Origin of the sequence: Corallococcus macrosporus, assembly GCF_017302985.1 — a bacterium.
Taxonomy (GTDB): domain Bacteria; phylum Myxococcota; class Myxococcia; order Myxococcales; family Myxococcaceae; genus Corallococcus; species Corallococcus macrosporus_A.
On the sequence record NZ_JAFIMU010000004.1, the window covers coordinates 661,405 to 686,379 of the forward strand.

General features: G+C 69.6%; 22 protein-coding genes. 14 read left to right on the top strand and 8 right to left on the bottom strand.

All coding sequences use genetic code 11. The annotated features are described in order from the left end of the window. The first annotated feature begins 192 nt into the window (after positions 1–192). Positions 193–972 carry a cupin-like domain-containing protein gene (locus JYK02_RS07895; RefSeq protein ID WP_347402446.1) on the top strand — a complete coding sequence of 260 codons (780 nt, stop codon included), beginning with the start codon at positions 193–195 and terminating at the stop codon, positions 970–972. Further along, on the top strand, positions 969–1,853 hold the full coding sequence (locus JYK02_RS07900) for a hypothetical protein (protein ID WP_207050282.1): 885 nt from the start codon (positions 969–971) through the stop codon (positions 1,851–1,853). Before JYK02_RS07895 ends, JYK02_RS07900 begins: the two co-directional genes overlap by 4 nt. An 8-nt stretch (positions 1,854–1,861) precedes the next feature. On the opposite strand, the gene JYK02_RS07905 is transcribed toward JYK02_RS07900, so the two are convergent. Both JYK02_RS07905 and JYK02_RS07910 read right to left on the bottom strand, forming a co-directional pair. Continuing rightward, positions 1,862–4,642, bottom strand: a complete 2,781-nt coding sequence (locus tag JYK02_RS07905; RefSeq protein WP_207050283.1) for a CHAT domain-containing protein — start codon at positions 4,640–4,642, stop codon at positions 1,862–1,864. A 117-nt stretch (positions 4,643–4,759) separates the two neighbouring features. Further along, a complete protein-coding gene (locus tag JYK02_RS07910; RefSeq protein WP_207050284.1) occupies positions 4,760–6,424 on the bottom strand; it encodes a M14 family metallopeptidase in 1,665 nt (554 codons plus the stop codon). Between the two features lie 125 nt (positions 6,425–6,549). Here JYK02_RS07910 and JYK02_RS07915 point away from each other — a divergent pair, with 125 nt between their 5' ends. From JYK02_RS07915 to JYK02_RS07925, 3 genes are read left to right on the top strand one after another with little or no spacing between them, the layout of a single operon-like run. Further along, a complete protein-coding gene (locus JYK02_RS07915; protein WP_207050285.1) occupies positions 6,550–7,605 on the top strand; it encodes a hypothetical protein in 1,056 nt (351 codons plus the stop codon). Beyond that, positions 7,595–8,500 carry a hypothetical protein gene (locus JYK02_RS07920; protein WP_207050286.1) on the top strand — a complete coding sequence of 302 codons (906 nt, stop codon included), beginning with the start codon at positions 7,595–7,597 and terminating at the stop codon, positions 8,498–8,500. The genes JYK02_RS07915 and JYK02_RS07920 overlap by 11 nt, the downstream gene beginning before the upstream one ends. Continuing rightward, complete coding sequence (locus JYK02_RS07925; RefSeq protein ID WP_207050287.1) at positions 8,487–9,593, top strand: hypothetical protein; 1,107 nt, start codon at positions 8,487–8,489, stop codon at positions 9,591–9,593. The genes JYK02_RS07920 and JYK02_RS07925 overlap by 14 nt, the downstream gene beginning before the upstream one ends. Before the next feature lie 22 nt (positions 9,594–9,615). On the opposite strand, the gene JYK02_RS07930 is transcribed toward JYK02_RS07925, so the two are convergent. Further along, positions 9,616–10,428 carry a hypothetical protein gene (locus JYK02_RS07930; RefSeq protein ID WP_207050599.1) on the bottom strand — a complete coding sequence of 271 codons (813 nt, stop codon included), beginning with the start codon at positions 10,426–10,428 and terminating at the stop codon, positions 9,616–9,618. Between the two features lie 96 nt (positions 10,429–10,524). Between JYK02_RS07930 and JYK02_RS07935 the strand changes: the two genes are divergently transcribed. The 3 genes from JYK02_RS07935 to JYK02_RS07945 all read left to right on the top strand — a co-directional run bounded on the left by JYK02_RS07935 (position 10,525) and on the right by JYK02_RS07945 (position 12,911). After that, entirely contained in the window at positions 10,525–11,547 is a 1,023-nt protein-coding gene (locus tag JYK02_RS07935; RefSeq protein ID WP_207050288.1) for an AraC family transcriptional regulator ligand-binding domain-containing protein, read from the top strand. 112 nt (positions 11,548–11,659) lie between these two features. Continuing rightward, positions 11,660–12,010: a hypothetical protein gene (locus tag JYK02_RS07940; RefSeq protein ID WP_207050289.1), complete on the top strand. Its 351-nt coding sequence runs from the start codon at positions 11,660–11,662 to the stop codon at positions 12,008–12,010. Positions 12,011–12,098: 88 nt separating this feature from the next. Continuing rightward, positions 12,099–12,911, top strand: a complete 813-nt coding sequence (locus JYK02_RS07945; protein ID WP_207050290.1) for a hypothetical protein — start codon at positions 12,099–12,101, stop codon at positions 12,909–12,911. 4 nt (positions 12,912–12,915) lie between these two features. Here the strand turns inward: JYK02_RS07945 and nth are convergent, their stop codons facing one another. Genes nth through JYK02_RS07960 form a run of 3 tightly spaced genes read right to left on the bottom strand, consistent with a single transcriptional unit; the run spans position 12,916 to position 15,047 of the window. Continuing rightward, a complete protein-coding gene (gene nth / locus JYK02_RS07950) occupies positions 12,916–13,551 on the bottom strand; it encodes an endonuclease III (protein WP_207050291.1) in 636 nt (211 codons plus the stop codon). 10 nt (positions 13,552–13,561) lie between these two features. After that, positions 13,562–14,728: an iron-containing alcohol dehydrogenase gene (locus JYK02_RS07955; protein WP_207050292.1), complete on the bottom strand. Its 1,167-nt coding sequence runs from the start codon at positions 14,726–14,728 to the stop codon at positions 13,562–13,564. 1 nt (position 14,729) lies between these two features. Further along, positions 14,730–15,047 carry a putative quinol monooxygenase gene (locus tag JYK02_RS07960; RefSeq protein WP_207050600.1) on the bottom strand — a complete coding sequence of 106 codons (318 nt, stop codon included), beginning with the start codon at positions 15,045–15,047 and terminating at the stop codon, positions 14,730–14,732. 88 nt (positions 15,048–15,135) lie between these two features. Here JYK02_RS07960 and JYK02_RS07965 point away from each other — a divergent pair, with 88 nt between their 5' ends. Beyond that, positions 15,136–16,029: a 1,4-dihydroxy-2-naphthoyl-CoA synthase gene (locus tag JYK02_RS07965; RefSeq protein WP_014395551.1), complete on the top strand. Its 894-nt coding sequence runs from the start codon at positions 15,136–15,138 to the stop codon at positions 16,027–16,029. 6 nt (positions 16,030–16,035) lie between these two features. Here JYK02_RS07965 and JYK02_RS07970 read toward each other — a convergent pair whose 3' ends face one another. After that, positions 16,036–18,090, bottom strand: coding sequence for a lipoxygenase family protein (locus tag JYK02_RS07970; RefSeq protein ID WP_207050293.1), 2,055 nt, complete (start codon positions 18,088–18,090; stop codon positions 16,036–16,038). Positions 18,091–18,345: 255 nt separating this feature from the next. On the opposite strand from JYK02_RS07970, the gene JYK02_RS07975 reads away from it, so the two are divergent. From JYK02_RS07975 to JYK02_RS07995, 5 genes are read left to right on the top strand one after another with little or no spacing between them, the layout of a single operon-like run. Continuing rightward, complete coding sequence (locus tag JYK02_RS07975; RefSeq protein ID WP_207050294.1) at positions 18,346–20,376, top strand: lipoxygenase family protein; 2,031 nt, start codon at positions 18,346–18,348, stop codon at positions 20,374–20,376. 21 nt (positions 20,377–20,397) lie between these two features. Then, positions 20,398–21,813 carry a cytochrome P450 gene (locus JYK02_RS07980; RefSeq protein WP_207050295.1) on the top strand — a complete coding sequence of 472 codons (1,416 nt, stop codon included), beginning with the start codon at positions 20,398–20,400 and terminating at the stop codon, positions 21,811–21,813. Between the two features lie 30 nt (positions 21,814–21,843). Next, complete coding sequence (locus JYK02_RS07985; protein WP_207050296.1) at positions 21,844–22,776, top strand: DUF2381 family protein; 933 nt, start codon at positions 21,844–21,846, stop codon at positions 22,774–22,776. 11 nt (positions 22,777–22,787) lie between these two features. Further along, entirely contained in the window at positions 22,788–23,279 is a 492-nt protein-coding gene (locus tag JYK02_RS07990; protein WP_207050297.1) for a serine/threonine protein kinase, read from the top strand. 40 nt (positions 23,280–23,319) lie between these two features. Further along, complete coding sequence (locus JYK02_RS07995) at positions 23,320–23,697, top strand: hypothetical protein (RefSeq protein ID WP_242588491.1); 378 nt, start codon at positions 23,320–23,322, stop codon at positions 23,695–23,697. Positions 23,698–23,739: 42 nt separating this feature from the next. On the opposite strand, the gene JYK02_RS08000 is transcribed toward JYK02_RS07995, so the two are convergent. Then, positions 23,740–24,861 carry a DUF3103 domain-containing protein gene (locus tag JYK02_RS08000; RefSeq protein WP_242588492.1) on the bottom strand — a complete coding sequence of 374 codons (1,122 nt, stop codon included), beginning with the start codon at positions 24,859–24,861 and terminating at the stop codon, positions 23,740–23,742. Positions 24,862–24,975 lie beyond the last annotated feature (114 nt).

Here is a 24,975-nt window from a genome sequence, read left to right on the forward strand (position 1 = left end):
TCCTCCGCGAGCCTCGGAGCCCGGTTGGAAGCCGCGGGGGTGGCCTCGGAGGTTGTCTGGGAGACGATTCGGGCCGCGGAAGCTGACGTTGTGGTGACGCGTGCCCGGGAGTTCACGGGACGTCTGGGATTGCTTGAGTCATTGCTTGAGACACGGTCGGTGTTGAGACGGCAGGCATTGCCGGGGCCTCGCGTGGAGCGGCGGTCACGGCTGGCTCCAGCGGAATTCTTCCATGAGTATTACCGGCGCAACCGGCCGGTTGTGATTGAGGGGCTGATGGAGGACTGGCCGGCGCGGACGCGCTGGACGCCCGCGTGGATGGCCGAGCATTTCGGCGATGAGACGGTGGAGGTGATGGCGGGGCGCGATGCCCAGGAGCTGCCGGACCTCCACGCGGACCGCCTGCGCCGGGACGTGCCGCTGCGGGAGCTGCTGGCGCGGTTCGACGGGGCGCCGGCGAACGACATGTATCTGGTGGCTCGAAACAGCCTGTTGTTGCGCGAGGCGTTCCGGCCGCTGCTGGAGGACCTGCGCGCGCCGGAGGGCTACATCCACCCGGACCTGCGCGAGCCCGACCGCGTGCACCTGTGGCTGGGGCCGGCGGGGACGCTGTCCAACCTGCACCATGATCACCTCAACGTCCTGTTCTGCCAGGTGTGGGGACGCAAGCAGGTGTGGCTGGCGCCGTCGTGGGAGACGCCGTGGATGTCCAACGTGCGCGGCTTCTACAGCGCGGTGGATGTGCTGGCGCCGGACCTGGAGCGCTTCCCGGACTTCGCCCGGGTGGCGTTGCACACGGTGGAGGTGGGGCCGGGAGACACGCTCTTCATCCCGGTGGGGTGGTGGCATGCGCTGCGGGCGCTGGACCCGAGCCTGTCGGTGACGTTCGTGAGCTTCGAGCAGACACCCGGCCTCAACACCTTCTGGCGGGAGGGCTGGCTGGGCGCCACGCCTCCGGAGGAGCACCGATGAGAGCTTCGCATGCGCTGGAGCAGGGGACGTCGCCGCTGACACCCGAGTGGCGCCGGTGGCTGGTGGAGAACCTGGTGCGCGGCGCGTCGCCGAAGGAGCTGGTGGCGTCGCTGGAGAAGGCGGGCGTGCCCGCGGAGCAGGCGCAGCGGGCGGTGGAGCTGGAGCGCGAGGAGCCCTTCGTCGCGGGAGCCCTGCGCGCGGTGGGCATGCAGCGCAAGCTGGAGGGGCTGCTGGATGTGTACTCGGAGCTGTTCCAGCAGACGGAAGGGCCTCCGCGCGTGGACCGGCATGAAGCGCTGACGCCCGCCGCGTTCTTCGAGCGCTACTACTTCGACAACCTGCCGGTGGTGATGCGTCAGGGCACATCGCTGGAGCCGCGCCCCTGGAGCCCCGGGAACGTGGCCGCGCTCCTGGGCGAGCGCGAGGCGAGACACGCGTGCTGCGTGCCGCTGTTCGAGGATCCGCGACTCGAGACCCTGACACGGGGCCTGACGACGCTCCGGGGCTTCACGGCGGAGGACGCGCGTGCGTGCGAGCCGCGCCTGTGGTGGGAGCCGCCCGGGGCGGAAGCTCCCCTGCGCGCGGCGCGGCGCAACGTGCTGCTGGCGCAGGTGCACGGGGAGCGGCGGCTCCAGCTCGTCCCGGCGTTCGAGCTGCGGCGCGTGACCACGGCGTCGGACGGTGACGACGCACCGTTGCGCCTGGAGGTGACGCTGTCGCCCGGCGATTGGGTGTTGCTGCCGGTGGGGTGGTGGTACGGCTTCAGCGCGCCAGACGGCGGCGTCGCCGTGTCGTTCGAGGCCTTCGCGCTGCCGGAGCCCAACGTGACGTGGGACGTCGACGCGGAGCCCCAGCCTTCGCCCCTGCCTCCGAGGGACTGAGCCCGGCGCTACTGGTACAGCAGGACCTTGTTCACCCAGCGCATCCCGGGCTGTTTGCTGCTCCAGTCGAGGCGCTCGGCGCGCAGGGCCTGGGAGGGCTCCTCGCCGGACTGGATGCGCTCCCGCACCGCGCGGAAGAAGGCGCCCGCGTCGTTCGGAATCTCCGCCGTGGCGGCGAAGACGGCCCGGGCCCCGGACGCGACGAACGCCTGCGGCAGCGAGGACGTCTCATGCAGGATGGGCGCGAGGCGTGCCGCGCTGCACGCGCCCAGCACCACCAGCGGCGCGCCCCGCAGGTGACGGCGGCGCAGCTCCTCCGCGGTGAGCGCGTAGCGGCCGTCCTGCTGCGGCGACAGCGCGATGATCGTGGCGTCCGACAGCGCGCGGTCCACCACGCCGTGCGCGTGGATGTCGATGTCCGTGGCCTGCTCCATCGCCTCCAGCACGCGCTCGGGCGTGGCCTGCGCGCCCTTGAGCCGCAAGAGCCGCTGCGCGCCCGCGAGGTCCACGTCCATGGCGGAGGGCAGCCGCGCCAGCCGCAGCGTCATGGGCGGCTCCACGTCCGACACGACGACGTGCAGCGGAGGCTTCGCGGAGGACGCCGTCTGCATGCCCGTGCTGACCCGGTAGCTCCAGGCCAGGTCCGACGGCAGGATGCCCGCGCGGCTGTCCAGGGGCGGCGCGGCCAGCACCGCCACGCGGGGACAGTCGCGCAGCAGGGCCACCAGGTCATCGGGCACCAGCCCCGTCAGGTCGTCGCGCAGGGGCGTCGTGCGGGAAGCGTCGTAGCGCCCCTGCACCTGGCCCTTCGTCCCGCGCACCACCGTCACCGTGCGCTCGGCCTCCACCGCCGCGGCCAGCACGCAGCCCTCCGGGACGGGCACCTGGAGGCTCTCGGCCACCACGTTCATCGCCTCGCGGAAGGCGCCGGCGTGGCCCGCGCTCACCGCCAGCGTCTGGAAGGCCACCGCCCTCGCGTCGCGCGCGTCCGCGTTCACGCGCAGCAGCGGCTCCGCCTCCGCGATGGCCTGCCGGAGGACCTGCTGGCCCTGTTGCCAGTCGCGGTCCACCTCGAACCGTCCCCGGATGAGCGTGGCCAGCACGCGCCGTCCCGCGTTCTCCCGCAGTGGCGTCGCCCGGTCCAACGCCGCCTTCAGGCGCGCCTCGTCCGACGGCCGGGGCGCCAGCCGCGCCAGGTCCGCGAGGATCCACGCACTCTGGAGCCCGGGGGACTGGCCGCACGCCAGCGACTCCTCCAGCTCCTGCCGCGCCTCCTGGGGCCGGAAGCGCATCAGCGCCAGCGAGGCCAGGTTGAGGTGCGCCTGCGTGCGAGCCCTGCAGTCATCGGGCTGCCGGGCCAGGGACTCGACGAGGTAGGCGCGCGAGAGCGCCACCCGCACCTGGAAGCGCGTCGCGTTGGCCAGCATCACCAGCGCGAAGCCCTCCCGGTCCCACTCCCCCAGCGCGGCGGCCTCCTGCCACGCAGCCTGCGCGGACTCCTCCGCTTCCAGCAGCCGGTTCGACGCGGTCGCGCGGCTGCTCAAGCGCAGGAGCACGTCCACGCAGCGCAGGGGCAGCTTGTTCGCGCGGCATTCGTTCAGCATCTCCCGCAGCCGGTCCCCGGCCTGGGGGCCCTGGCCCGCCAGGTCTTCCAGCCGCGCCACCTCCTGCGCCACGCGCGAGAGGACCCACGGATCCGGCTCTCCCACCGTCAGGGCGCGCAGCTCCTCCTGCGTGCGCGCCACGCCCGGCGTGCGCAGCAGCGCGCCCAGCAGCACGTCCTTCGCCGTGGTCTCCTGGCGCAGCCGCTCGATGAGGCTCGCCGGATTGGGATGCGCGTCCTGCACCAGCTTCGCGTACTCCCGCGCCAACGGTGCCCGGCGCGCGAAGTCCAGCGCCGCCACCCGCTTCACGGTGTCCTCCAGCAGGGTGCCACCGGCCGCATGGTCCAGCACCCGCGCCAGCGGCAGCAGCTCCTGGACCTGCGCGGCGTCCTCCGCGGTCGCCAGCAGCTCGTAGAAGGACTCGCGCGCCATGCCCGGGAAGCGGGCCGCGCCCTCCAGCGGCAGCGGCGCCTGGGGCGAGCGCAGCCGGGCGAGGAACGCCTCGTGCGTGGCCTTCCATGCATCCGCTCGCGACTGGAAGCGGGCGCGCAACGTCCGCGCCTGCTCGCGCGCCTCGTCGCTCCAGCCGGGCTCGCCCTTCGCGGCCACCGCCTCGAACGCCGTGGCCGCCAGCAGCGTCAGCCCCAGCTCGCGCGCCATCACGGCCTGGTTCCAGCGCGCCTGCGGGTGCTCGGGCATGGCCTCCAGCGTGGCGTCCAGCAACGTCAGGGCCTCGTCGGAGCGGCCGCGCAGGATGGCGACGGCGGCCAGGTCGCTGTCCCGGTCCAGCGACGGCGACGTGCGCGTCAGGTACGCGAGCGCCTGCTCCGTGTCGCCATGCAGCAGGTAGCTGATGCCCACGCCGTGCGCATCCCCGCGCTCCTCCAGGCGGGACAGCGCGCCCAGCGGCACCGGTGGGGCCAGCGTGTCCCCGCCCCGGGGCGGCGCATACGGGCGGTAGCCATCCGCGGCGGGGTGGCTCAGGCGCACCTCCAGGGGACGGTGGGGCGCGTCCGAGAGCCACAGCGCCGGGGTCTCCGGCCCGGAGCCGTGCTGCCTCCAGGCGCGCACGGCGACGAAGCCCAGGGCCATGCAGAGCACCAGGGCCAAAAGGCCGCCGATGCGCGTCACGCCATTGCGCCCCGGAAGGCGCGTGCCTCGGGGCGTCTGCCACATGCCAGCCATCCGGGGCCTCCCGCGTGCCCCCGCAGCATCTCCGCGGGTCCTGCGGGCACCAGTCTAGGGCCAATGCCCCCGGGCATGACAAACCCGGGGGCATGGCGGCGTCCGGTGGCGAACCGCCTACTCCACCTTCTGGGGGGCCCGCGTGGACTCCACCACCCGGTGGATGGGGTACAGCTCGCCCACCTTCAGGCTGTCATCCAGGAACTGCCAGCGGCAGAAGCCGTCGTCCGAGTGCGGCTCCAGCAGGTAGGTGATGAGCGTGCCCGTGCGCTGGTCGGTGCCCACCAGCAGGGTGCCGGCGGGGAACTCCTGCTCGGAGCGCTCGGGGGCCACGGTGAGGATGGTCTCGAAGCGCACCGGCTTGGGCTTCTGGCTGAGCGGCACCTCGTCCTGTCCCGGGGGCGGCACGTTGGCGGCGACGTCCGGGCTGAAGGTCTCCTCCTTGCGCGCGATGCGGTAGCTGTCCACCTGGAAGCGCTGCGCCTTGGCCAGCTTCTCGTAGCGGATGCCGTGGCCGTCCAGGCGCGAGGCCAGCGACGCGGGCACCAGGTACCCGGCCGGCGTGCTCACGACCTGCGTGGGCACGAAGGTGCGGTGGTGCGGCGTCTTGTAGACCTTCTTGCGCTTGCCCGGGTAGCGCCGGGCTTCGATGCTCGCCTCGTCGAAGGAGTTGATGACGGCGGTGTCACCGTCCTTCACGTAGGCCGGGTAGTCGAACACCAGCGCGCCGTCCGACGCGCGCTGCGCGACGCCGTAGTTGATGCCCACCCACTCGCGCACGCTGGGGTTCTGGCCGCGCGCGATGATGGCCGCCTCCTCGAACTCGGTGACGCGGCGGTACTCCTTCGCGTAGCGGGCCGCGTCGCGGATGAGCTCCAGCACCCACGCGCGGATGACGGCGCAGCGGCGGGGGAAGTCGATGTAGCTGTACGTCTCCAAGAGCACGTCCAGCCGGCCCAGCAGGCCGCGGTAGTGGCTGCCGAAGCGGGGCAGGGCGGGGTAGGTGTGCCAGCCGGAGCGCGGGTCGCCCTCCTTGCGGAAGTTGCCGTACCAGAAGCTGTCGAAGCCGTGCTTCGTCTTCACCGCGGCGGACACGCGCTCGGCCAGCTCGCGGTTGTAGTCGCGCGAGGTGTGCAGGAGCTCCGCGTTGCCGTGCGGGATGTCGAAGGTGAGGTCGAACCCGTGGATGCTGCCGTCGGTGGTGTGGCAGTCCACGAAGAGGTGCGGCCACCATGCCTGGTACAGCTTCGCCAGGGCGCGCGTCTCCGGGGCCTCCTGCTTCATGTTGTCGCGGTTGAGGTTCCAGCCCTCGCCCGTGTAGCGCATGCCCACGCCGCCGGGCGGGTTGACCTGGCCCTCCAGGTTCTTCAGGTCCAGCGCGCGGTTGCCCTTGCTGATGCGGTCGTTGCCGTCCGGGTTGAAGTTGGGGACGAAGACGATGCACAGCCGGTCCAGGAGCTTCTTGCCCATGGACGTGAGCGTGAGGTCGCGCGCGAGCGCCTGGAGGGTCTCCTTGCCCTCCACCTCACCGGCGTGGATGTTGGCCTCCACCATCACGATGAGCTTCTTCTGCTTCTTCGCCAGCTCCGGCGTGAAGCAGTTGCGGTCGCTGAGGATGAGCGACATGAGCGGCTGGCCTTCACCGCTCTGGCCGAAGTCCACGCGCTTCGCGAGCTTCGTCTGGGCACACAGGGCGTCGACGAAGGCGACCACGTCGGCGCTGCGGGACGTTTCCTGGTAGTCGGTGGCTTCCGCGCGGGTGAGCAGCTTGGGAGTGGGCATAGGTGCCGCGCATCCGAGCGCTCCGGACCTGCCGCGTCAAGCACGCGCGAGGTGGGGCTTCTTGCCGCACCGTGGCGGTGTCCCATATGAAACCCGACAGAAAGACGTGCAGTGGAGGGGGCTTCATGATGCGGAGTGATCAGCGGCGCGGGAACGCGCTGGGTGTGCTGCTGCTGGGATGCGCGGTGGTGTGGGGCGCCGGATGCAAGAAGGAGCAGCCCCAGGCGAGCGCGCCCGTGGATGCGGGCGTCGTGGCCGTGGCCGCCGTGGACGCGGGCGTTCCGGACGCGGGAGCAGTGACGACGGCGAAGGTGGCGAAGCCGCTGCGGTTCTCCGACGTGACGCTCCGGCCCCAGAACAGCATCACCGTGATGGTGACCTACACGCTGACCAACCCGGGGACGGCGCAGGGGCGCGGGGATGCGTGCCTGTCCCTTCACGACGACCAGGGCGCGGTCATCGAAGTGAAGCGCATGGGCGGCATCACCGTGAAGGGCGGGACGACGGACACGTTCGAGGACAGGGTGTCCCTGGGCTCGACGTCCTGGACGCAGACCCGGACCGTGATGCTCTACACGGCGGGCGAGTACCACTGCTCGAATGGAGTGCCCGCGGCGACCAGTGAGCTCCTGCGCCTGCTGCCCACGGGCCAGCCTGCTCCGGCGGACGCACCCGCGCCCCGGGAACTCCAGGCCTCGCAGGTGGCCGACTTCGAGGTGTCCAACGTCGAGGTGACCCAGGCCGGCCTGTCCGACGACTACAACGTCACGTACACGGTGAAGAACGTGAGCGACCACCGGGCGTCAGGCTCGGGGTGCCTGCGGGCCTACCTGGGGAAGGAGGACGCGCCCCACCTGGAGGAGTCCCCGGTGGGAGACTTCAGCCTGGCCCCGGGGGCTTCGGAGACGGTCAAGGACTCCATCGTCTTCGACAACGACCGGAACTGGGACCGGGTGACGGTGCTGCGCCTCTTCACCAGCCCCTACGGCTGCGCGGACGACGCGGACACGGACAACACGGGCTTCAAGTTCACGAAGCCCGAGTCCATCCACGCGCCGGAGGAAGGAGTGGAGGCCGAGCCCGTCAGTTATCCCGAGGACGAAACGGGGATGGACTCGAGCGACGCCTACGAGCCGGAAGAGGAGGCCAACCACGAGCAGCAGACGACCCATGGGGAGTGATCCGCGGAAGGTGCTGGTGTTGTTGGGCCTCGCGGCGGTGTGTGGGGTCGGGTGCAAGAAGGAGCAGCCTCAGGCGAGCGCGCCCGTGGACGCGGGCGTTCCTGACGCGGGCCCCCTGGCGAAGATTTCGAAGCCCCTGCGCTTCTCGAACGTGGGGCTGAAGCGCGTGGAGGACGGCGGCGTGACCGTGACCTACACGCTCACCAACCCGGGCACGGTGCAGGGGCGCGGGAAGACGTGCCTGATGCTGCTGGATGATCACGACCTGGCCATCGAGGTCCGGTGGCTCGGGAGCATCACCGTGAAGGGCGGGTTGGAGGACACGTTCGAGGACGGGACGAACGTGGACGACCTGCAGTGGAACCAGGCCCGCTCCGTCCTGCTCTACACGACGGCGGACAAGGACCACTGCGATGCCCACCCCCTCCAGCCGACCAGTGAGCCCTTCCGGATGCTCCCGACGGGAGCCCCCGCGCCCGCGAACCTGTTGCTGCCCGCTCCGCCGCCGGAGCCGGCGCCGGAGGACTTCGAGGTGTCCGGCCTCCAGCTCCAGCAGGCCGGGACCCCAACGGAGCCCTCCCTCACGTTCACGGTGAAGAACGTGAGCGGCCACCGGGCCTCCGGGTCGGGGTGCCTGCGAGCCTATGCGCGGGAAGGCGCCTACGCCCTGGAGGAGGTCGACGTCGGGGCATTCGACCTGGCCCCGAAGGCTTCGTCGACCCAGACGGTCCCCGTGGCCTTCCACAAGGCCAGACATTGGGAGGAGGCGACGGTGCTGCGCTTCTTCGTGGACCGCTATGGCTGCGTCATGTCCGGGAGCGCCGGCAACCCGGGCCAGCCGGTCAACCTCCCGGCGAAGGCCGGCAGTGAAGAGGCTCGGCATGATGCGGAGTGACGGGTGGGCGCGGCTTCTGTGCGCGTGGCTCGTGGGGAGCGCGGTGCTGTGGGGAGCGGGCTGCAAGAAGGAGCAGCCCCAGGCGAGCGCCGTGCCTGACGCGGGCGGCGGGGCCCGGGTGCAGGCGGGTGTTCCGGACGCGAAGCCGGCTGCGAAGGAGGTGAAGCCGCTGAAGTTCTCCGGCGTGACCCTCAAGCGCACCACTCCGTATACCGTGGACGTCACGTACACGCTCACCAACGTGGGGACGGCGCAGGCGCGTGGAAGCTCATGCCTGGCGCTGTTGGACGAGAAGGGCTTCGTCATCCATGAAGGGCCACTGGGAAGCATCACCGTGAAGGGCGGCACGGATGACGTCTTCGTCGACCGCGCCTACGTGGTGGAGGCCTCCTGGAAGGAGGCCCTGACGGTGCTTCTGTACACGGCCCGGGAGAATCACTGCCTGGACGACGCATTCCAGGCGGCCAGCGAGCCGTTGCGGCTGCGTCCCACGGGAAGCCCTTCCTCCGGGGACGCGCCGGCGCCCCGACGGCCGGGGAAGCCACAGCCGGGAGAACTCGTGCTGTCCGACGTCGACCTGCGGAAGTCGGGCGAAGACAACGCGTACCGCCTCCAGTACACCGTGAAGAACGTGAGCGCCCGGCGCATCAACGCCGATGCCTGCTTCCAGGGCTATGGCCCGGACGAGGACGTGAGCGAGGACAGGGCCTCCGTGTTGGCGAACCCGCTGCGCATCCTCAGCCTGGCGGCCGGTGCCACGGAGACCTTCACCAGCACCGTCGACCTCGTGGATGCACAGCGCTGGGACGAGGTGGTCGCGCTGGACGTGTTCCTCGATGCGCGGGGATGCAAGACGAAGCCGGTGGCGGCGCCAGCCCGAGTGCGGTTCGACATGCCCAAGGTCGTTCCTGTTCTCGGAGAGGAAACGACCGGGGAGGACGAAGGCGACTCCGATGAGGACGCGGCGGAGCTGGACGCGCCCGCCGCCCCTGACGAGGAGGCGACGGGGATGGACTCGAGCGACGTGTATGATCCGGAAGAGGAGTTCCCTCCGGAGCCGACGCCTCCGGATGATGAAGAGACGCCGGACTGAGGGAGCAGCGACATGGACCGGCCTATGGCGCGTCGCGCACGGGCATCCCGAGGATGTACGTGACGACGCCCTTGCCCTTCTCACGCACCTGGCCCACCTCCCAGGTGTAGCCCGGGCGCTGGAGGCTCTGGGTCAGGGCCTTCAGTTCCTCCGGCCGATGGGCTCGCAGCGTGGACACCAGCCCGTCCCATGCGAGCGCCAGCGGCGCCACCGGCACCACGTAGGTGAGCAGCAGGCGCAGCGGCGTCAGCGGCCGGATGAGCGGCGTGAAGAGCAGCACCAGCAACGGCACCAGCAACGTTCCCAGGACGCCGCCCGGCGTGCGGTGCACGACCTCGAAGGCCGCGAAGGCTTCGCCCCTGCGCTGGGCGTCCTCCAGCACCTCGCGGACCTCCTCCGGGCGGAAGTGGTGCAAGGCGTTGAAGAGCGTTCGCATGCCGCGCAGGTCTTCGGGCACCTTTCGCGCGTCCACGGGTCTGGGTAGGTACGTTGCGCCTTCGGCCCGTGCTCGCTCGGCGGCCTCCGCGTTGGGGTACAGGTCCGTGAGCACGGCCTGTGTCTTCAAGCCGTGCCGCGCTTCCAGCAGCCGCTGCATTCGAGGCACGGGCCCCCGGCCACCGGAGCCCAGGTCCACCAGCGTCTCCGTGCCTGAGGCCCGCAGCCCCTTCGCGAGCACGTCCGCCGCCACGTCGAACAACCCCATCCGCGAGGACACCGTGTGCAGGTAGTCCGTGGACAGGTTCCTCGCCGCGCGTGGATACCAGGGCTGATCAATCAGTTCGAAGAGGTGCAGGCGGGGCAGCAGGGCGGGGGGCTCGGTGGCGGTGGAGTCCATGCGGGACACGGTGCCGTCCACTCGCGGCCGGTGCACTGACCGGTCGCGCCAGAACGGCTTGCCGCTCGCGCCAAGCGGTCGCTAGCGTCCCTGCCCGTGACGTCCTCCGCTCCTCCTTCGCTCTCCGCCCGGCTTGCACGTCAGGGCCTGCTCGCGGCGGCGAAGCAGGGCGTGCCCGTGGAACGGCTCTGCGAGGAACTGGGCCTGCGATGGTCGGAGCTGGAGGACCCGGAGGCGCGCATCCCCTACGCCGCCCTGGACGAAATCCTGGAGCGCGCGGTGGCGCTCACCGGGGATGACAATCTGGGCCTCCACATGACCGGGCTGGACGTGATGGACGCGGATGACCCCGCGTCGCTCGTCATCCTCACCAGCGCCCACCTGCGCGAGGCCATGGCGCGCGGCTGCCGCTACCAGCGCGTCTGGGGCGACGGTGAGCGCTTCGTGGTGGAGGACACGCCGCGCGGGGTGCGCATGCGATTCACGCCGGTGGGCCCGTCCTGGCGGCCCGCGCACCGGCACCTCACCGAGCTGGCGCTGGTGCAACTGGCCATGGGCGTGCGCGTCTTCACCGGCGCGGACGTGCGGCCCCTGCGCGCGCGCTTCGTCCACGCGGCGCCCGCGGACACGCGCGAGCACGAAGCCCTCTTCGGCTGTCCGCTGGAGTTCAGCGCCCTGGCCAGTGACCTGGAGTTCTCCCACGCGGACGCGGACCGGCCCTTCGTCCACGCGGACGCGCTGCTCAACGCCGTCTTCGAACACCAGGCCCGCCGCGCGCTGGAGCGGCTGCCCGTCACCGACACCCTGTCGGACCGCGTGCGCGAACAGGTGCGGCGGACGCTGGCGGGCGGCGACTTCTCCTTCACCGCCGTGGCGCGGGCCCTGCGCGTTCCCCCGCGGACGTTGCAGCGCCAGGTGGCTGCGGAGGGCCGCACCTACGAAGGCATCCTGGAGGCGCTGCGGCGCGAGCTGTCCCAGGGCTACCTCCAGCGGCGCATGTCCATCGCGGAGGTGTCCTTCCTGCTGGGGTACGCGGATCCGGTGGCCTTCCACCGCGCCTTCAAGCGCTGGTGGAACACGTCCCCGGAGGCCTTCCGCCGGTCCCGCGCAGGGGGCTGACAGGCAAGCGGGCCCCGGGAGCCTCCCGGGAAGAAAGCCGGGAGTTTGCCGGGGAGCAGGCGTGCCTACGTTTCACCCCAGAGGGCCGGGACCCTCGGGGGAGAAGACGACCATGTGGACACGCCACTTCAACGGGCTCGTCGTGCTGGGTGTGATTGGAACCGTGAGCTTCACGACGGGCTGCAATGAGCGGCAGCAGCAGTCCGTCAACGAGAACGCCCGGCAGGTCGGGCAGGAGGTGGGCGAGGCCGCCAAGGACGTCCAGCACGGCGCCGGCAAGGCCGCCGAGAGCCTCCGCGAGTCCAGCCGCGAAGCCGCCGACGGCTTCCGGGAAGGCGTGGGCGGCTCCGGCGACACCGCGTCCGAGGAACAGAAGGCCGACGAGCGCAGCGGGGACGGGCCGGACATCGGCCGCAACCCGGGCGTCATCCACGACGGGGAAGGGCCGCTGGAAGAACGCTGAACGACGCACCGGGCCGAACGCGCCGCCGCCCGAGCGGTGTGTTTGAATGTGGACCATGGTTGCGGCCCCAGCCCTCCGTGGTCTTCCGGTGTCCCTCGTCCGTTGGCTGTGCCTGTGGCCGTGCCTGCTGACGGTGGCGTGCGTGACGACGCAGGAGGCGACGCGCGCCCCCACGCTGGAGGAGAAGTGCAACGGCGGGAGCGCCTGGGCCTGTGAGACGTGGGGACAGCAGCTCCAGGCGGATGGCCGGAGGGAGGAGGCGGACCGGGCCTTCGGGCTCGCGTGCGCGATGGGCTCCACGTCCGCCTGTCTGACGCAGGGCAAGGACCGCCTGGCGCGCGGCGACCTGGACGGCGCGGAGCCGCCGCTGCGCAAGGTGTACGAAGAGGACTCGGAAGAGGCCGCGCTGGCGCTCGCGGACATCCAGGACGCGCGCGGGGACGCGGTGGGCGCGGCACAGTTCCGCTACGAGGCGCTGTCCATCGACAAGTCGACGACGGAGTTCGCGATCGGCTGGCGCGTTCCGTTCGATGGCGGGTTGGGCTGGGCGCTGGACGTGAACGTGCAGCCCATGGGGCTCAAGGCGCGCCGGCTGACGCTGGGCGCCAACATGGGCCTGGACTCGAGGCGGCTGTCGCTGAACGCCACCGTGGGCTACCAGCACTTCGTGACGAACTGGTTCGCGCCCTATGGCCGGGCGCTGGTGGGCCCGTACCTGGACAACTCGCCCTCGCGGCGCACCCCCATCAACCTGGGGGCCGAGCTGGGCGTGAAGTTCTTCGCCGGGCCCCTGGGCCATCTGGGCACCGGCTTCGGCACGTCGCTGGACGGCTCCACGTACTACTTCCTCGAAGCCGGACTGGACTGGGTGCTGACGCTGGCGGTGCTCGCGCACCTGTGACGGCTCAAACCACTCCCAGCTTCGGACACACGTCGTTGAACAGGCACTCCGCGCACTTGGGCTTCTTGGCCACGCAGGTGTAGCGGCCGTGCAGCACCACGGCGGGGCCGAAGAACGTCCAGTCGTCCTTCGGCACCAGCTTCATCAAGTCCGTCTCGATGGCCTCCGGCTTCTCCTGCTTCGTCAGGCCCATGCGCTGGCTGACGCGGGCCACGTGCGTGTCCACGATGACGCCGGAGGCCTGATTGAAGGCGGTGTTGAGCACGACGTTGGCCGTCTTGCGCGCCACGCCGGGCAGCTCCACCAGGTCCTCCATGCTCGACGGGACTTCCCCCCGGTGCGCGTCCAGCAGCGCGCGGGTCATGGCCTGCACCGTCTTGGTCTTCTGCTTGAAGAAGCCGGTGGGCTTGAGGTCCTCCTCCAGCTCCGCGGTGTCCGCGTCCGCGATGGCCTGGGGGCCGTCGTACTTCTTCCACAGCTCGGCGGTGACGCGGTTGACGCGCTCGTCGGTGCACTGGGCGGCCAGGATGGTGGCCACCAGCAGTTGGTAGGGGGTGTTCCAGTTCAGCTCGTACTTCGCGTCGGGATACTTCTCGCGCAGACGTTCGAGCACCACGGGGACAAGGGCGGCGGGTTTCATGGGCGGGTCCTCACATCGACCGTTCGACGAGCGTCGTCAACTCCGCGTCGGTGAGCGGGAGCGGATTGCCCTTCATGCTGCTGGCGGCGCGGGCCTTGACGACGAGGCCGGGCACCGCCGCGTCGGTAAGGCCCATGTCGCGCAGGCCCCGGATGCGCACGGCGTGGACCAGGTCCTTTACCCAGGCGATGCCGTCCTCGGCGCGGGCGTGGGTCTGGCCGGTGAGCAGCACCGCCAGCTCGCGGAAGCGGGGCAGGGCGGGATGGTCTGGAGCGCGGGAGCGCAGCGCCTCCAGGTTCACCTCCAGGGTGGCTCCGAGCAGCGCCGCGCACAACGCCCCATGGGCCGCGCCGAGCATCCCGCCCAGCGGCGCCGCGAAGCCATGCACCGCGCCCAGGCCCGAGTTGGCGAGGCACAGGCCGCCGAAGAGGCTGGCGAGGGCCAGGTCCTCGCGCTCCGAGAGCCCTGGGCCGTGCAACACCGCCCTGCGCAGCGAGCGGGCCGAGCGCTGCATGCCTTCCTTCGCGAGCGCATCCGTGAGCGGCTGGGCGCGGATGGACAGGAACGGTTCGATGAGCTGCGACAGCGCGTCCAGGCCGCCCGCAGCGAGCACGGCCGCGGGTGCGTGCTCCAGCAGGTCCGGATCCACCAGCGCGACGCGGGGGAGCATCATCGGGCTGCGCAGGCTGGCCTTCACGCCGGCCTCCTTCGAGCCCAGCACCGCGTTGCGCGTCACCTCGGAGCCGGTGCCCGCCGTGGTCGGCACGGCCACGAACGGCAGCGACGGCTTCGTCAGGGCCTGGCCCCGTCCGATGACCTCCAGGTAGTCCAGCGGGTCGCCCCCATTCGCGGCGAGCGCGGCGATGGCCTTGCCCGCGTCGAGCGCGCTGCCTCCGCCGATGGCGACGACGGCGTCACAGCCCGCGTCCACGGCGGCGGCGGTGCCCTCGCGTGCGAGGTCGACGGTGGGCTCGCCCGCGACGCGGAAGGAGGCGGAAGGGATGCCCAGCCGTTCGAGCCCCGCGCGGACGGGCTCGGCGCGGGCGGGGTTGGTCCCGGTGACGAGCAGGACCTTCCGGCCGCCGAGGCCGCGCACGAGGTCGGGGACTTCCTGGACGCGGCCCGGGCCGAAGAGGACGCGGGTGGCGGTGGCGAACTCGAAGGGGGCGGACGTCATGTCACCAGGCCGCGTCGTCGGGGAAGCGGTTGGTGTAGCGGCGGGCGGAGCGGGGCTCGGCCATCATGGGGGCGACGGTGTCACGCCACGTGAGGTAGTGGGCGGTCTCCTTGTGCGCGGCGGGAGCGTCGGCGGTGCGGTAGGCCTCCACGAGGACGAAGCGGGTGGGGTCCTCGTTGTCCTGGCAGACGTCGAAGCGGGCGATGCCGGGCTCCTTCACGCTCTCGCGGGCGTTGGCGAGGGTGGCCTGGAGGAAGGCGTCGACGTGCTGGGGCAGCACGTGCACGTGGACATGGACGACGAGCAGGCTCGTGGGCATGGCGCGCACGGTAGCGCGGGCGTCCCCGAGCGGAAACCGCTAGGGTTCCGGGCCGTTCACTCTCCCCATCTTCGGAGCAAGACAGCGCATGGTCTCGGACCTCTTTGACGCGTCCCGCTGGCAGCCGGTGGAAGGCCACAAGTTCAAGGACATCACGTTCCACCGCGCGGTGGATCAGGGCACGGTGCGCATCGCGTTCAACCGGCCGGAGGTGCGCAACGCGTTCCGTCCGAAGACGGTGGACGAGCTGGCCCGCGCGCTGGAGGCCACGCGCTTCATGACGGACGTGGGCGTGGTGCTGCTCACGGGCAACGGGCCGTCGCCGAAGGACGGCGGGTGGGCGTTCTGCTCGGGTGGCGACCAGCGCATCCGCGGCAAGGACGGCTACAAGTACGAGCCCGGCGAGGACGCGGCGGATCCGGCGCGGCTGGGGCGGCTGCACATCCTGGAGGTGCAGCGGCAGATCCGCTTCCTGCCGAAGGTGGTCATCGCGGTGGTGCCGGGCTGGACGGCGGGTGGCGGGCACAGCCTGCACGTCGTCTGCGACATGACCATCGCGAGCAAGGAACACGGAATGTTCAAGCAGACGGACGCGGACGTGGCCAGCTACGACGCGGGCTACGGCAGCGCGCTGCTGGCGCGGCAGGTGGGACAGAAGCGAGCGCGCGAAATCTTCTTCCTGGGCCAGGCCTACACGGCGGACGAGGCGTTCCAGATGAACGCCATCAACAAGGCCGTGCCGCACAAGGACCTGGAGAAGGTGGCGCTGGAGTGGGCGGCGGAGATCAACACCAAGAGCCCCACGGCCATCAAGATGCTGAAGTATGCCTTCAACCTCCCGGACGACGGCCTCGTGGGCCAGCAGCTCTTCGCGGGAGAGGCCACGCGTCTGGGTTACGGCACGGAAGAGGCACAGGAAGGCCGCGACGCCTTCGTCCAGAAGCGCAAGCGCGACTTCAAGCGCTTCCCCTGGACGTACTGAAGTCGCTCAGATGTTGATGCGGGAGCTGACCGTCCGCACGTCCAGGCCCAGGGCCGCGAAGTCCGCGGCATGGGCCCGGAGCAGCTCCAGCAGGCGGGGATGCAGGTCTTCTTCTTCGTTGGACAGGATGAAGCCGTAGTTCGTCTTGGACAGCATCCAGGAGATCCACAGCATCTCCGTCGCTTCATCCGGCGTGGGCGCGACGTCCAGGTCCGCCTCCGTCGACAGCGCGCCTCCCTTGCCCCAGCGCAATCCCAGACAGGAGTACAGGACCTCTCCCGCGTCCTCCCACTGGAGGTTGTTCGCCCAGGCGTGCCGGAACGTCGCGAAGAAGATGACGTAGCGGCAGAGACTCTTCAGCGCCTCCAGCTCACCCGGCTGCGGCGCATCCGTCCGCGTCACCGCGCTCACGGCCTTGGCGGCCGGCTCCGCGACCTTCGCTCCCAAATCCATGCGCTCCGAGCGCACGAACCACGGCGCTTCCTTCCCCGGTACCCGCGCCCGCAGGTAACGACAGACGAACGCTGGCGCTGAATGCGCCACCAGGTCGTCCGAGAACCGGTGCACCTCCTGCCACTGCGCTTCAATCTCCGCGCCGTGCTCCGCGAAGAACGCGTCGATGTGCTCCCCGAGCAGCTTCCAGAACAGCTGTCCCGCCTGCGCGTAGCGGTGTCCTTCACAGACCGGCGTCGCGGGCGCGAAGCCCTTCCAGTCGTAGCTGCCCAGCAGGTGTTCCAGCCGCTGGTTGATGCTTCGCTCCGTCAACGCACTGGCCCGGGAGATGTAGCCCGTGGGGCCCACCAGGAACCCATTGGCGGCGTGGTTGATCAACACCACCTCCCGCAGGTGCGGCATCAGCAGCCAGCGCAAGGGATTGCGCCTCAGGTTCCGGTGCGCGGCGATGGCGTACTGCTCCACGTTGAAGTGGCATTGCCCCAGGTGGTTGCCCAGCTCCACGTCCAGCGTCGCGCTCACCCGCGCCATCCGCTTCGCCGCCTCCCAGTCCGCGCCATCCGCGGGCGTGAACGTCCGGCGCGTCACCGGTGAGCCGGGTGCCGTCGCTCCGGGCTCCCGCATCCCCAGGATGATCCGCTGGGGCATCAGCTTGCCGTCCACCAATCGCAGACGGAGGTCCACGTCCGGCAGGCAGTGCACTCCGTCCTGCTCATACGCATTCCAGGGCAGGTACAGCCGGAACGCCTGCGCATCCTCCGGATCCCGGTCCAGGATGCTGGAGAACATCCCGTTGAGCAGCCGCTCCCCGAACCAGGCGTCGCTGCGCGAGGAGCCCGGCGACTCGCGCTCCATCCGGACCGTCGTCGTCTCCGGGTAGTCCGCCTGGATCTTCGCGAGGCTCGGTGCCTGCCCCAGGCGGATCTGCAACTGGTGCTGCCGCTTCACCAGCTCGATGGGCGCGACGGCCTTGAGCATCGCCAGCGCGCGTCCCGGCGCGTAGGCCGTGGGCGGCGTGCCTTCCTCCACCACCAGCAGCCGGGCCAGCGGCGTCGACGGGTCGTATTCCCAGTACGGCAGCCGGAGCGTCCCGAAGTCGTACTCGTGGCCGCCGTGGTCGTCCGGCCCCCGCTCCGAACCGATGCGCTTCCATGTCTCCACCACGCGGCCGTCCTGGCGGAACGTGTGCTGCGGTTCGAAGAAGCGCAGCTCCAGGTCCGGCAGGTCTCCTTCCCCCGCGTCCTCTGGGTCGTAGCGGATCTCGAACGCGCCATCCGGGCCCGTGAAGGATTCGCCCAGGAAGTCGTCCGGCGTGCCGAGGTCCCGGTCCCACAGCTCGACCTTGAGGTGGTGCAGGGGAATGGGCCCCTGCGGTCCGTCCTGCTCGAACACGAGCCGGCCCCGGGCCCGTGCGGGCAGGGTGGAGGCATCCCTCAGCGCTCGCGGCGCTCGCACCTGCTTGACCAGGTTGCGGCTCACCGCCAGCCGCTCCTTCAATCCCAGCCCCCCGTACCACCGGGCCAGCTCTTCCGCCTCCAGCAGCGGCGGCTCCTGGGCCTTGGAGGAGAACCCCAGCGAGGTCAGCAGGCGGCGCCACGCGGTAGGCATCAGCGCCGCGCCTCAATCCCAGCCGTGGTCAGCGACGACCCCCGACAGGTACCGCGGGAACCACCTACAGCAGGGGCGCGACGGGAAGCGGGCTTCATCGCGCGGGACGGTACCATGCCTGCGGCAATCCCATACTCGCGCCCTCGTCCCCGAGGGCAGGCGCCTATCGGATCCACGGCAGCCCGCTTCGGTCACCTTCTCCGCGTGTGCCGTGGCGTCTCCGCACGCCGTGCGCCCCGTGCTAGTGGAGACTTCATGAGTACCGATTACACGCTGACGATTCGCACGAGCTCGAAGCTCGGCGCGGGGACCAACTCTGCCATCTCCGTGGTCCTGGTGGGCACGAAGGGTGAGAGCCAGCCGTACCGCCTGGACAAGCGCTTCCACAACGACTTCGAGGCCGGCGCGGTGGACGCCTACACCGTCAAGGCCGAGGACCTGGGCGACCTGCTCCTGCTCCGGTTCTCCAACGCCGGGGGGGGCGTCGGGGGTGACTGGCTCCTCGACTCGGTGACCGTCACCACGACGGGGCGGCACTGGTTCTTCCCGTACTACCGCTGGGTCCTGGGCAAGTCCTCCGCCGAAGTGCTCGAGGGCACCGCGCGGCTGCCCCAGCAGGTCCGCCACGAGCGCGAGCAGGTGGCCCGGACCGACCTGCTCCTGGCCCGCCAGCGCATGTATCCCTGGCGCCCCGCGGAGGCGACCGCCGGGCTGCCTGGCGCGCTCGACATCACGGAGCAGCGGCCGCTGCCCAAGGACGAGCTCTACCGGGGGCTCGCGGACGGCAGCTACGAGGTCGTCATCGCCAAGACGCTCGCGGCCATCAAGCTGCACATGCCCGTGCTGAGCAAGGCGTGGAACGGCCTCGTGGACATCTTCGACTTCTTCAAGGGCATCGAGCTGCCCACGCTCGCCCAGCGCTGGCAGGACGACGCGGAGTTCGCCCGTCAGGCCGTGCAGGGCATCAGCCCCGTCCACATCCAGTCCATCACCGCACTGCCAGAGGGAATGCCTCTCACGGACGGTGAGCTGCGCGGCCTGCTCTCTCCGGGCACGACGCTCGAGCAGGCGCTGGCGGGCAAGCGCGTCTTCCTGCTCGACTTCGAGATCCTGGGCGACGTGCCCATGTTCAAGAAGACCGACAAGGACGGCGTGGAGGAGCGCCGCTGGGCGCCCGCGTCCCGCTGCCTGCTGTACCTGGACGACACGCGGCTGCTGCGGCCCATCGCCATCCAGCTCGGCCGTGACCCGGAGCTGGATCCGGTGTTCACGCCCAATGACAGTCCGCACGACTGGCTGGCCGCGAAGATCTACGTGCGGTGCAGCGAGGGCAACACGCACCAGATGGTGGGCCACGCGCTGAGGACCCACTTCATCGCCGAGCCGTTCGTCATGGCGACGATGCGAAACCTCCCGGACCCGCACCCCGTCTACAAGCTGCTGCGCCGGCACTTCCGCTACACGCTCGCCATCAACGACGGCGCCCGGAAGGGCCTGCTCGCCGCGGGCGGCGTGTTCGACGACCTCATCGCCACCGGCGGCCCGGACCAGGGGCACGTGTTCCTGGGCAAGAAGGGCTACAAGGCCTGGACGCTCGCGGACAACAAGCCGCGCCCGGACATCGAGCGCCGTGGCGTGCTCGACCCGGCGGTGCTCCCGCACTACCCGTACCGCGACGACTCGCTGCTGCTGTGGGACGCCATCGAGGAGTACGTCGGCGGGGTGCTGGGGCACTTCTACACGTCGGACGAGGACCTGGTGCGTGACGGCGACATGCAGCGCTGGTGGAAGGACCTCACCGAGCACGGCATGCCCGTGGAGAAGCTGCCGTGCGCGGAGCTGAAGCGCGTCTCCGACCTCACGGACATCCTCACCACGGTGCTCTTCACGGTCAGCGTCCAGCACGCGGCGGTGAACTACCTCCAGTACGAGCACTACGCCTTCGTGCCCAACGCGCCGCTGTGCATGCGCCAGGCGCCGCCGCGCAAGAAGGGCGTCCTGGCGGAGAAGGACATCCACGAGATGATCCCCTCCAAGACGCAGATGCTCTGGCAGGTGGCGGTGGGCCGCGCGCTGTCCAGCTTCGGAGAGGACGAGGAGTACCTGCTCCACGACGGCGGCTGGCGCGAGGACTACTTCCAGGAGCCGGAGCTGCTCGCCATCCGCGACCGCTTCCACTCGCGTCTGCGCGCGCAGACCGAGGCGGTGAAGGCGCGCAACGCGAAGAGCGCGGTGCCCTACACCGTCCTGCAGGCCGACCGCATTCCCTGCGGCATCACCGTCTAGCGCCGTCAGGAGACACAGCCCGTGCCCAACGCTCTTTCTCGCGGCATCTTCAACCTGTTCTTCGGCGCGAAGCGTAAGCCGTTCGCGTCGCTGCCCGGTCCCCAGCCGGGGATCCTCGGCACCGCCGGGGACTTCCTGGGGGCGTCCCCCTGGGACGTCTGCGCCCGCTATGGCCGTGAATACGGCGGCGTCACGCTCATCTGGATGGGGCCCAACCCCGGGCTGGTGCTCAACGACCCGGAGCTCATCGCGGAGGTCTACGAGTCCCCCCGCCGGATGGAGTTCGAGAAGGGGAACATCAGCGAGCAGATCCGCCCCTCCACGACGGACGACACGGCGTTCACGGCGGAGCTGCGCGGGGACTGGGTGCAGAAGCGCGCCCTGGAGCCCTCGGCGCAGTCGTGGGCTCCGGGGGCGCTGGCGGACCAGGTGGGCCCCATGCAGGCGGCCATCTCCGAGTCCCTGGATGCGCTGCTGAAGCAGGAGCGCATCGACGACCTCGCGTCCGTGCTGCGCCGGCTGACCTTCGACGCGTTGTCGGTGGCTCAGTTGGGGGAGAAGCCGCCGGATCAGGTGTACGAGGACTTCATGCTGCTCGCGAAGGCGGCGGACGCGCGCATCCAGTCGAAGCTGCCGCTGAAGTTCGTGAAGCCGCCCAAGGACTTCGAGGCGGTGAAGGCGCGCTTCTACGGGTACTTCGTGGACCGAATCCGCGAGGCGCGTAAGCGCCAGGACCCGCGTGCCGTGGACATGATGTCGCGCTACCTGCGGGAGACGCCGGGCATCGATGATCAGGTGCTGGCGCACATGCTCGGGGGCACGTACTTCGGCGGAGCGTTCTCCTCCAGCGTCACGCTGGTGGGAGCGTTCCACCAGCTCAACAAGTACCCCGAGGCCGACGCGCGCCTCGCCGCCGAGGCGACGGCGCTGGTGGCGGACAGCCTGCTGACGTCCGGGAAGCTGGAGGGCGCGAAGTGGGCGGAGGCGGTGGCCTACGAAGCGCTGCGCATCCTGCCTGCGGTCCGGGTGATGACGCGTACGCCATCGAAGGACGCGCAGCTGGCCGGAGTCACGTTGCCGGCGGGTTCGATGATCATGATCTCGAACCAGCACCTGCACCGGGACCCGAAGCACTGGGAGGACCCGGACACGTTCAAGCCGGAGCGCTGGCTGAACGGAGGCGCGGCGAGAGACCCGCTGGGGAGCGGCTACTTCTTCCCGTTCGGAAGGGGACCGCGAGCATGCGTGGGCGCGGACTTCGCGATGGTGTTCCTGAAGACAGCGCTGACAACGATTGCGTCACGCGTGAAGGTCCAGCTGGATTCGACGGAGCCGTTTGAAGAGGGCTTCTTCTTCGGCGTGGTGCTGCCCAAGGGCGTCACCGGGAAGCTTGTCGCCCGGACGGCGCAGGCGTCACTCAAGGCAAAGGTTGGATGAACGGTACCTGCCCTGGTAGGTTGGTACTTCATGCGCGTCCTCCCGCTTCTCAGGTATGGCCTCCTGCTTGTCCTGATCGCCTCGCCATCCCTGGCGAGGGACGTGTCAGACAAACTCACCATCCGGACGCTCAAGGTCCCAGCCCATCCAGCCCAGGAGGCGTCGTCCATCTATGTCTCCTGGCAGGTGGTGACAGCGCTTCGGTTCGAGGCGGAAGTTGATCCCGCCAGGACGAAGTTCCTGGGGTGGGAAGGACGTTTCGAAGCGCCGCTGATCGGCGGCAAGAAGGTCATCCTCGAACCGCTGCGTGAGCTTGATAGCGGCGAAGCGTTACCCCTGCTGGTGACACTCGTTGATGGAACAGAGTTCACGTTCCTCGTGAAGGCCAAGATCCGGGAGGATTGGGGCTGGATCGACTACCAGGTCAACGTGTTCAAGGACCCGGACAGTTACGATGCGATCCTCTCGTCGCTCTACGACTCGCTCAGCCGGGAGCGCAAACTGAGTGAGGAGAACGAGCGCTTCAAGAAGGAAGAGAACTCGGTCGACCACGCTTACGCGACGCTTCTTGCGAATGGGCAGGTCAAGAAGACGCCGTTTCGGCGCGCGAAGTTCTGGCGCTCGAAGAACGAAGACATGGACGTCGTCGTTGAAGTCTTCTCGGGTCCGGAAAAGGCAGCGGCCGTCATTCACCTGACGAACACCTACCATGGTCAGTCCTGGAGGTTCGACGGGGCCTCTCTCACTCGCGACTCCTCCAGTGACACCGCTCGCCCGTTCGCGCTTCGCATGAATCGCACAGTCCTCACTTCAGGACAGTCGGGGAGGATCGCCGTCGTTGTCGACAAGAGCGCCTTCGAGGACAAGGACGGGCAACTGGCCGATCTGGCCCTCCAGATCTTCCGGGACGATGGACTCCTCCAGGTGTTCGTCGCGATGGATCACACCCTGCTTCGGCAGTAGAAGTGGCGCTCATGCGCATGCCCAAGGCCCTGTTGCTCGGCTCCGTGTTCCTGCTTGGCGCTCCTTCCGGATGCACGACGGCGGGCGGTGTGGCTCTTCGTCCCGACGGCACCCCAGGACCGCAGGAGTGCCCGGCGAAGGCGCTCGAAGTCATGCGATACTTGAGGCTGCGCGTTGGGGATGCAGCGCTGGCGGATCTCGATGCCAACCAGATCGACGCCCGGCGCATCTCGCTCTACGACGGACCCATTGAGAGCATCCTCAAGGACGACATCGGCACCCTTGAGGCGACGACACGCCTGTATGGGCGGGTCTGGACGAGCGGGCCCCAGGTCGTCATTCGCTGGTACGAGGCCCATCCGCCAGATGGCGACAAGGTTCCCATCTGTGCCGTGGCCCGGCTCAGCAGGGACCAGATGCGGAAGCTGCCTGACTCAAAGCCTGGAATGGCGATCCTCGACGGCTCCGTTGCGGCTGCCTACATCGTCGATTCTTTTCGCTGAGCGTTAACGGAAGAGTCGGCCTCCATCTGTAGGAAGCCCCATGGCCTATAACGCCAATTTCGACGTCGATGCTGTGATGGGCGTCCTTGGGACGATCGGAGAGCGGTTCCCGGACGGCACTTCCGAGGACGAAGCCCTGAGAATCGCCGCAGTAGCGCTGCTCTACGTTCGCGAGAAAGGGAAGTTGGAGGACTACCGGGACTACTTCCGGAAGTTCTTTGTCCCCGCCACGGAGTCGATTGCCGTGCTCCAGTCGTTCTCCACGACGGAAGAAGCTGACGCCTGGCTCGCGCAGGGAATGGGGCACGAGGGCGACCTGATTCGTGTCGCGGGAAAGGGCTTCCGGGTCATTTCCCGCAGGAAGGGCGACGGGCTGATGTTTCTCCGCACGCCACTTCCCGAGGAAATGGAGCCCTGAACGTTTCAGTCGCAGGGCCCGGGCTGGCTCACTTCATCCTCGCTACTGGATCGCGAGCTGGTACGGCCTGAGAGACACCACCGCGTTGCCGCGTGCTCCGCTGTGGTTGGTGTAAATCTGATTCTTCTCCAGGGTGTAGAACGAATCGACATAGTCGTCGTCGTTGGTGAACCATTCACCCGGCATGCGATCCACCAGCCCGCTGCCCAGGGCCACGAGGGCGCCGATTTCCGGCTGGCCGATGGCCGTCAGGATCTGGCTTGCGACATTGAACAGGTAGCTCACCAGCTCCTGGTAGCTGGTGTTGTCGTCGTGCTCCATGAGGATGACGTTCGCCGCGGCCCAGCGGTAACGCTCCCAGAAGATCAGGACCTGGTTCGGGGCGTAGATCCTGCCGTCCGTGTCCAGATAGGGCATGTCGACGATGTCCAACTGCGGCGCGTCACGGCTGGGGTCGACACCATTGACGATGGCATAGACCTCCGCGCTACCGGAGATCCACGGCTCCTCGTCGTTGTTCAGGGAGATGCGGTCGAGGATCGTCACCGGCGTGCTGGTCGCCGCGGCGGCCGTGTCCAGGACGGGCAGGGGACGTTGCCCGAGGGTCACGAGCTGCTCGCGCATCAGCTTGATGCCGACGGCCAGGTCCCTGCGCGCGTCGATGTCCACCACCAACACCGGCTGTTCAGGCATGCGGTGCACATCGAGCCGGTGCACACGGCCAAGCCCATCGAAGGCCTCGATGAATCGCCACTGGGAGTCATCGCCATCCGGTTCGTACGCGTAGAGGGGTTCAACGCCTTGCTGCAATGCCGTCAGCATGGACGCGCTGGCCAGACGCAGCTGCAGCAGGCTGTCGAGCTCACGCTCGATGCCCTTGAGCCGACGGATGCTCAGGTCCGCTCGCTCCGCCACGCCCGTGACGGAAGCCGGGGCCGGCACGGTGCTCAGCCACTGCTTCAGGTCCACCGCGAGCTGCTCGCCGCTCAAGCGGGAAGCGAGGGCCTTTCGCAGCACCGGGTCCTGCTTCGCCAGGGTCAGCGCCACCTCGCGCTTGTCGGCGGCCAGCGACACGCTGATGCGTTCGCGCAGCGCCGCTGGCTTCATGTCGGCGGCTCGAGCTTGGGGGGCTGCGTTCACACAAACGAACAGCGCGATGACCATCCCTATCCGCTTCATTGGCTTCTCCGGTGGGTGAGAGAGGGTGCTGGGCCAGCAGCCGCAGGTGCACGGCAATGCTGACCTGCCATTATTCATTATGGCCCGCGTTCATGGATA

Excerpts from the sequence above, each read along its gene's own strand:
- JYK02_RS07900 (WP_207050282.1), top strand. The coding sequence starts at position 969 with ATGAGAGCTTCGCATGCGCTGGAGCAGGGGACGTCGCCGCTGACACCC.
- JYK02_RS07905 (WP_207050283.1), bottom strand. The coding sequence starts at position 4,642 with ATGGCTGGCATGTGGCAGACGCCCCGAGGCACGCGCCTTCCGGGGCGC.
- JYK02_RS07910 (WP_207050284.1), bottom strand. The coding sequence starts at position 6,424 with ATGCCCACTCCCAAGCTGCTCACCCGCGCGGAAGCCACCGACTACCAG.
- JYK02_RS07915 (WP_207050285.1), top strand. The coding sequence starts at position 6,550 with ATGATGCGGAGTGATCAGCGGCGCGGGAACGCGCTGGGTGTGCTGCTG.
- JYK02_RS07920 (WP_207050286.1), top strand. The coding sequence starts at position 7,595 with ATGGGGAGTGATCCGCGGAAGGTGCTGGTGTTGTTGGGCCTCGCGGCG.
- JYK02_RS07925 (WP_207050287.1), top strand. The coding sequence starts at position 8,487 with ATGATGCGGAGTGACGGGTGGGCGCGGCTTCTGTGCGCGTGGCTCGTG.
- JYK02_RS07930 (WP_207050599.1), bottom strand. The coding sequence starts at position 10,428 with ATGGACTCCACCGCCACCGAGCCCCCCGCCCTGCTGCCCCGCCTGCAC.
- JYK02_RS07940 (WP_207050289.1), top strand. The coding sequence starts at position 11,660 with ATGTGGACACGCCACTTCAACGGGCTCGTCGTGCTGGGTGTGATTGGA.
- nth (WP_207050291.1), bottom strand. The coding sequence starts at position 13,551 with ATGAAACCCGCCGCCCTTGTCCCCGTGGTGCTCGAACGTCTGCGCGAG.
- JYK02_RS07955 (WP_207050292.1), bottom strand. The coding sequence starts at position 14,728 with ATGACGTCCGCCCCCTTCGAGTTCGCCACCGCCACCCGCGTCCTCTTC.
- JYK02_RS07960 (WP_207050600.1), bottom strand. The coding sequence starts at position 15,047 with ATGCCCACGAGCCTGCTCGTCGTCCATGTCCACGTGCACGTGCTGCCC.
- JYK02_RS07965 (WP_014395551.1), top strand. The coding sequence starts at position 15,136 with ATGGTCTCGGACCTCTTTGACGCGTCCCGCTGGCAGCCGGTGGAAGGC.
- JYK02_RS07970 (WP_207050293.1), bottom strand. The coding sequence starts at position 18,090 with ATGCCTACCGCGTGGCGCCGCCTGCTGACCTCGCTGGGGTTCTCCTCC.
- JYK02_RS07975 (WP_207050294.1), top strand. The coding sequence starts at position 18,346 with ATGAGTACCGATTACACGCTGACGATTCGCACGAGCTCGAAGCTCGGC.
- JYK02_RS07985 (WP_207050296.1), top strand. The coding sequence starts at position 21,844 with ATGCGCGTCCTCCCGCTTCTCAGGTATGGCCTCCTGCTTGTCCTGATC.
- JYK02_RS07990 (WP_207050297.1), top strand. The coding sequence starts at position 22,788 with ATGCGCATGCCCAAGGCCCTGTTGCTCGGCTCCGTGTTCCTGCTTGGC.
- JYK02_RS07995 (WP_242588491.1), top strand. The coding sequence starts at position 23,320 with ATGGCCTATAACGCCAATTTCGACGTCGATGCTGTGATGGGCGTCCTT.
- JYK02_RS08000 (WP_242588492.1), bottom strand. The coding sequence starts at position 24,861 with ATGGTCATCGCGCTGTTCGTTTGTGTGAACGCAGCCCCCCAAGCTCGA.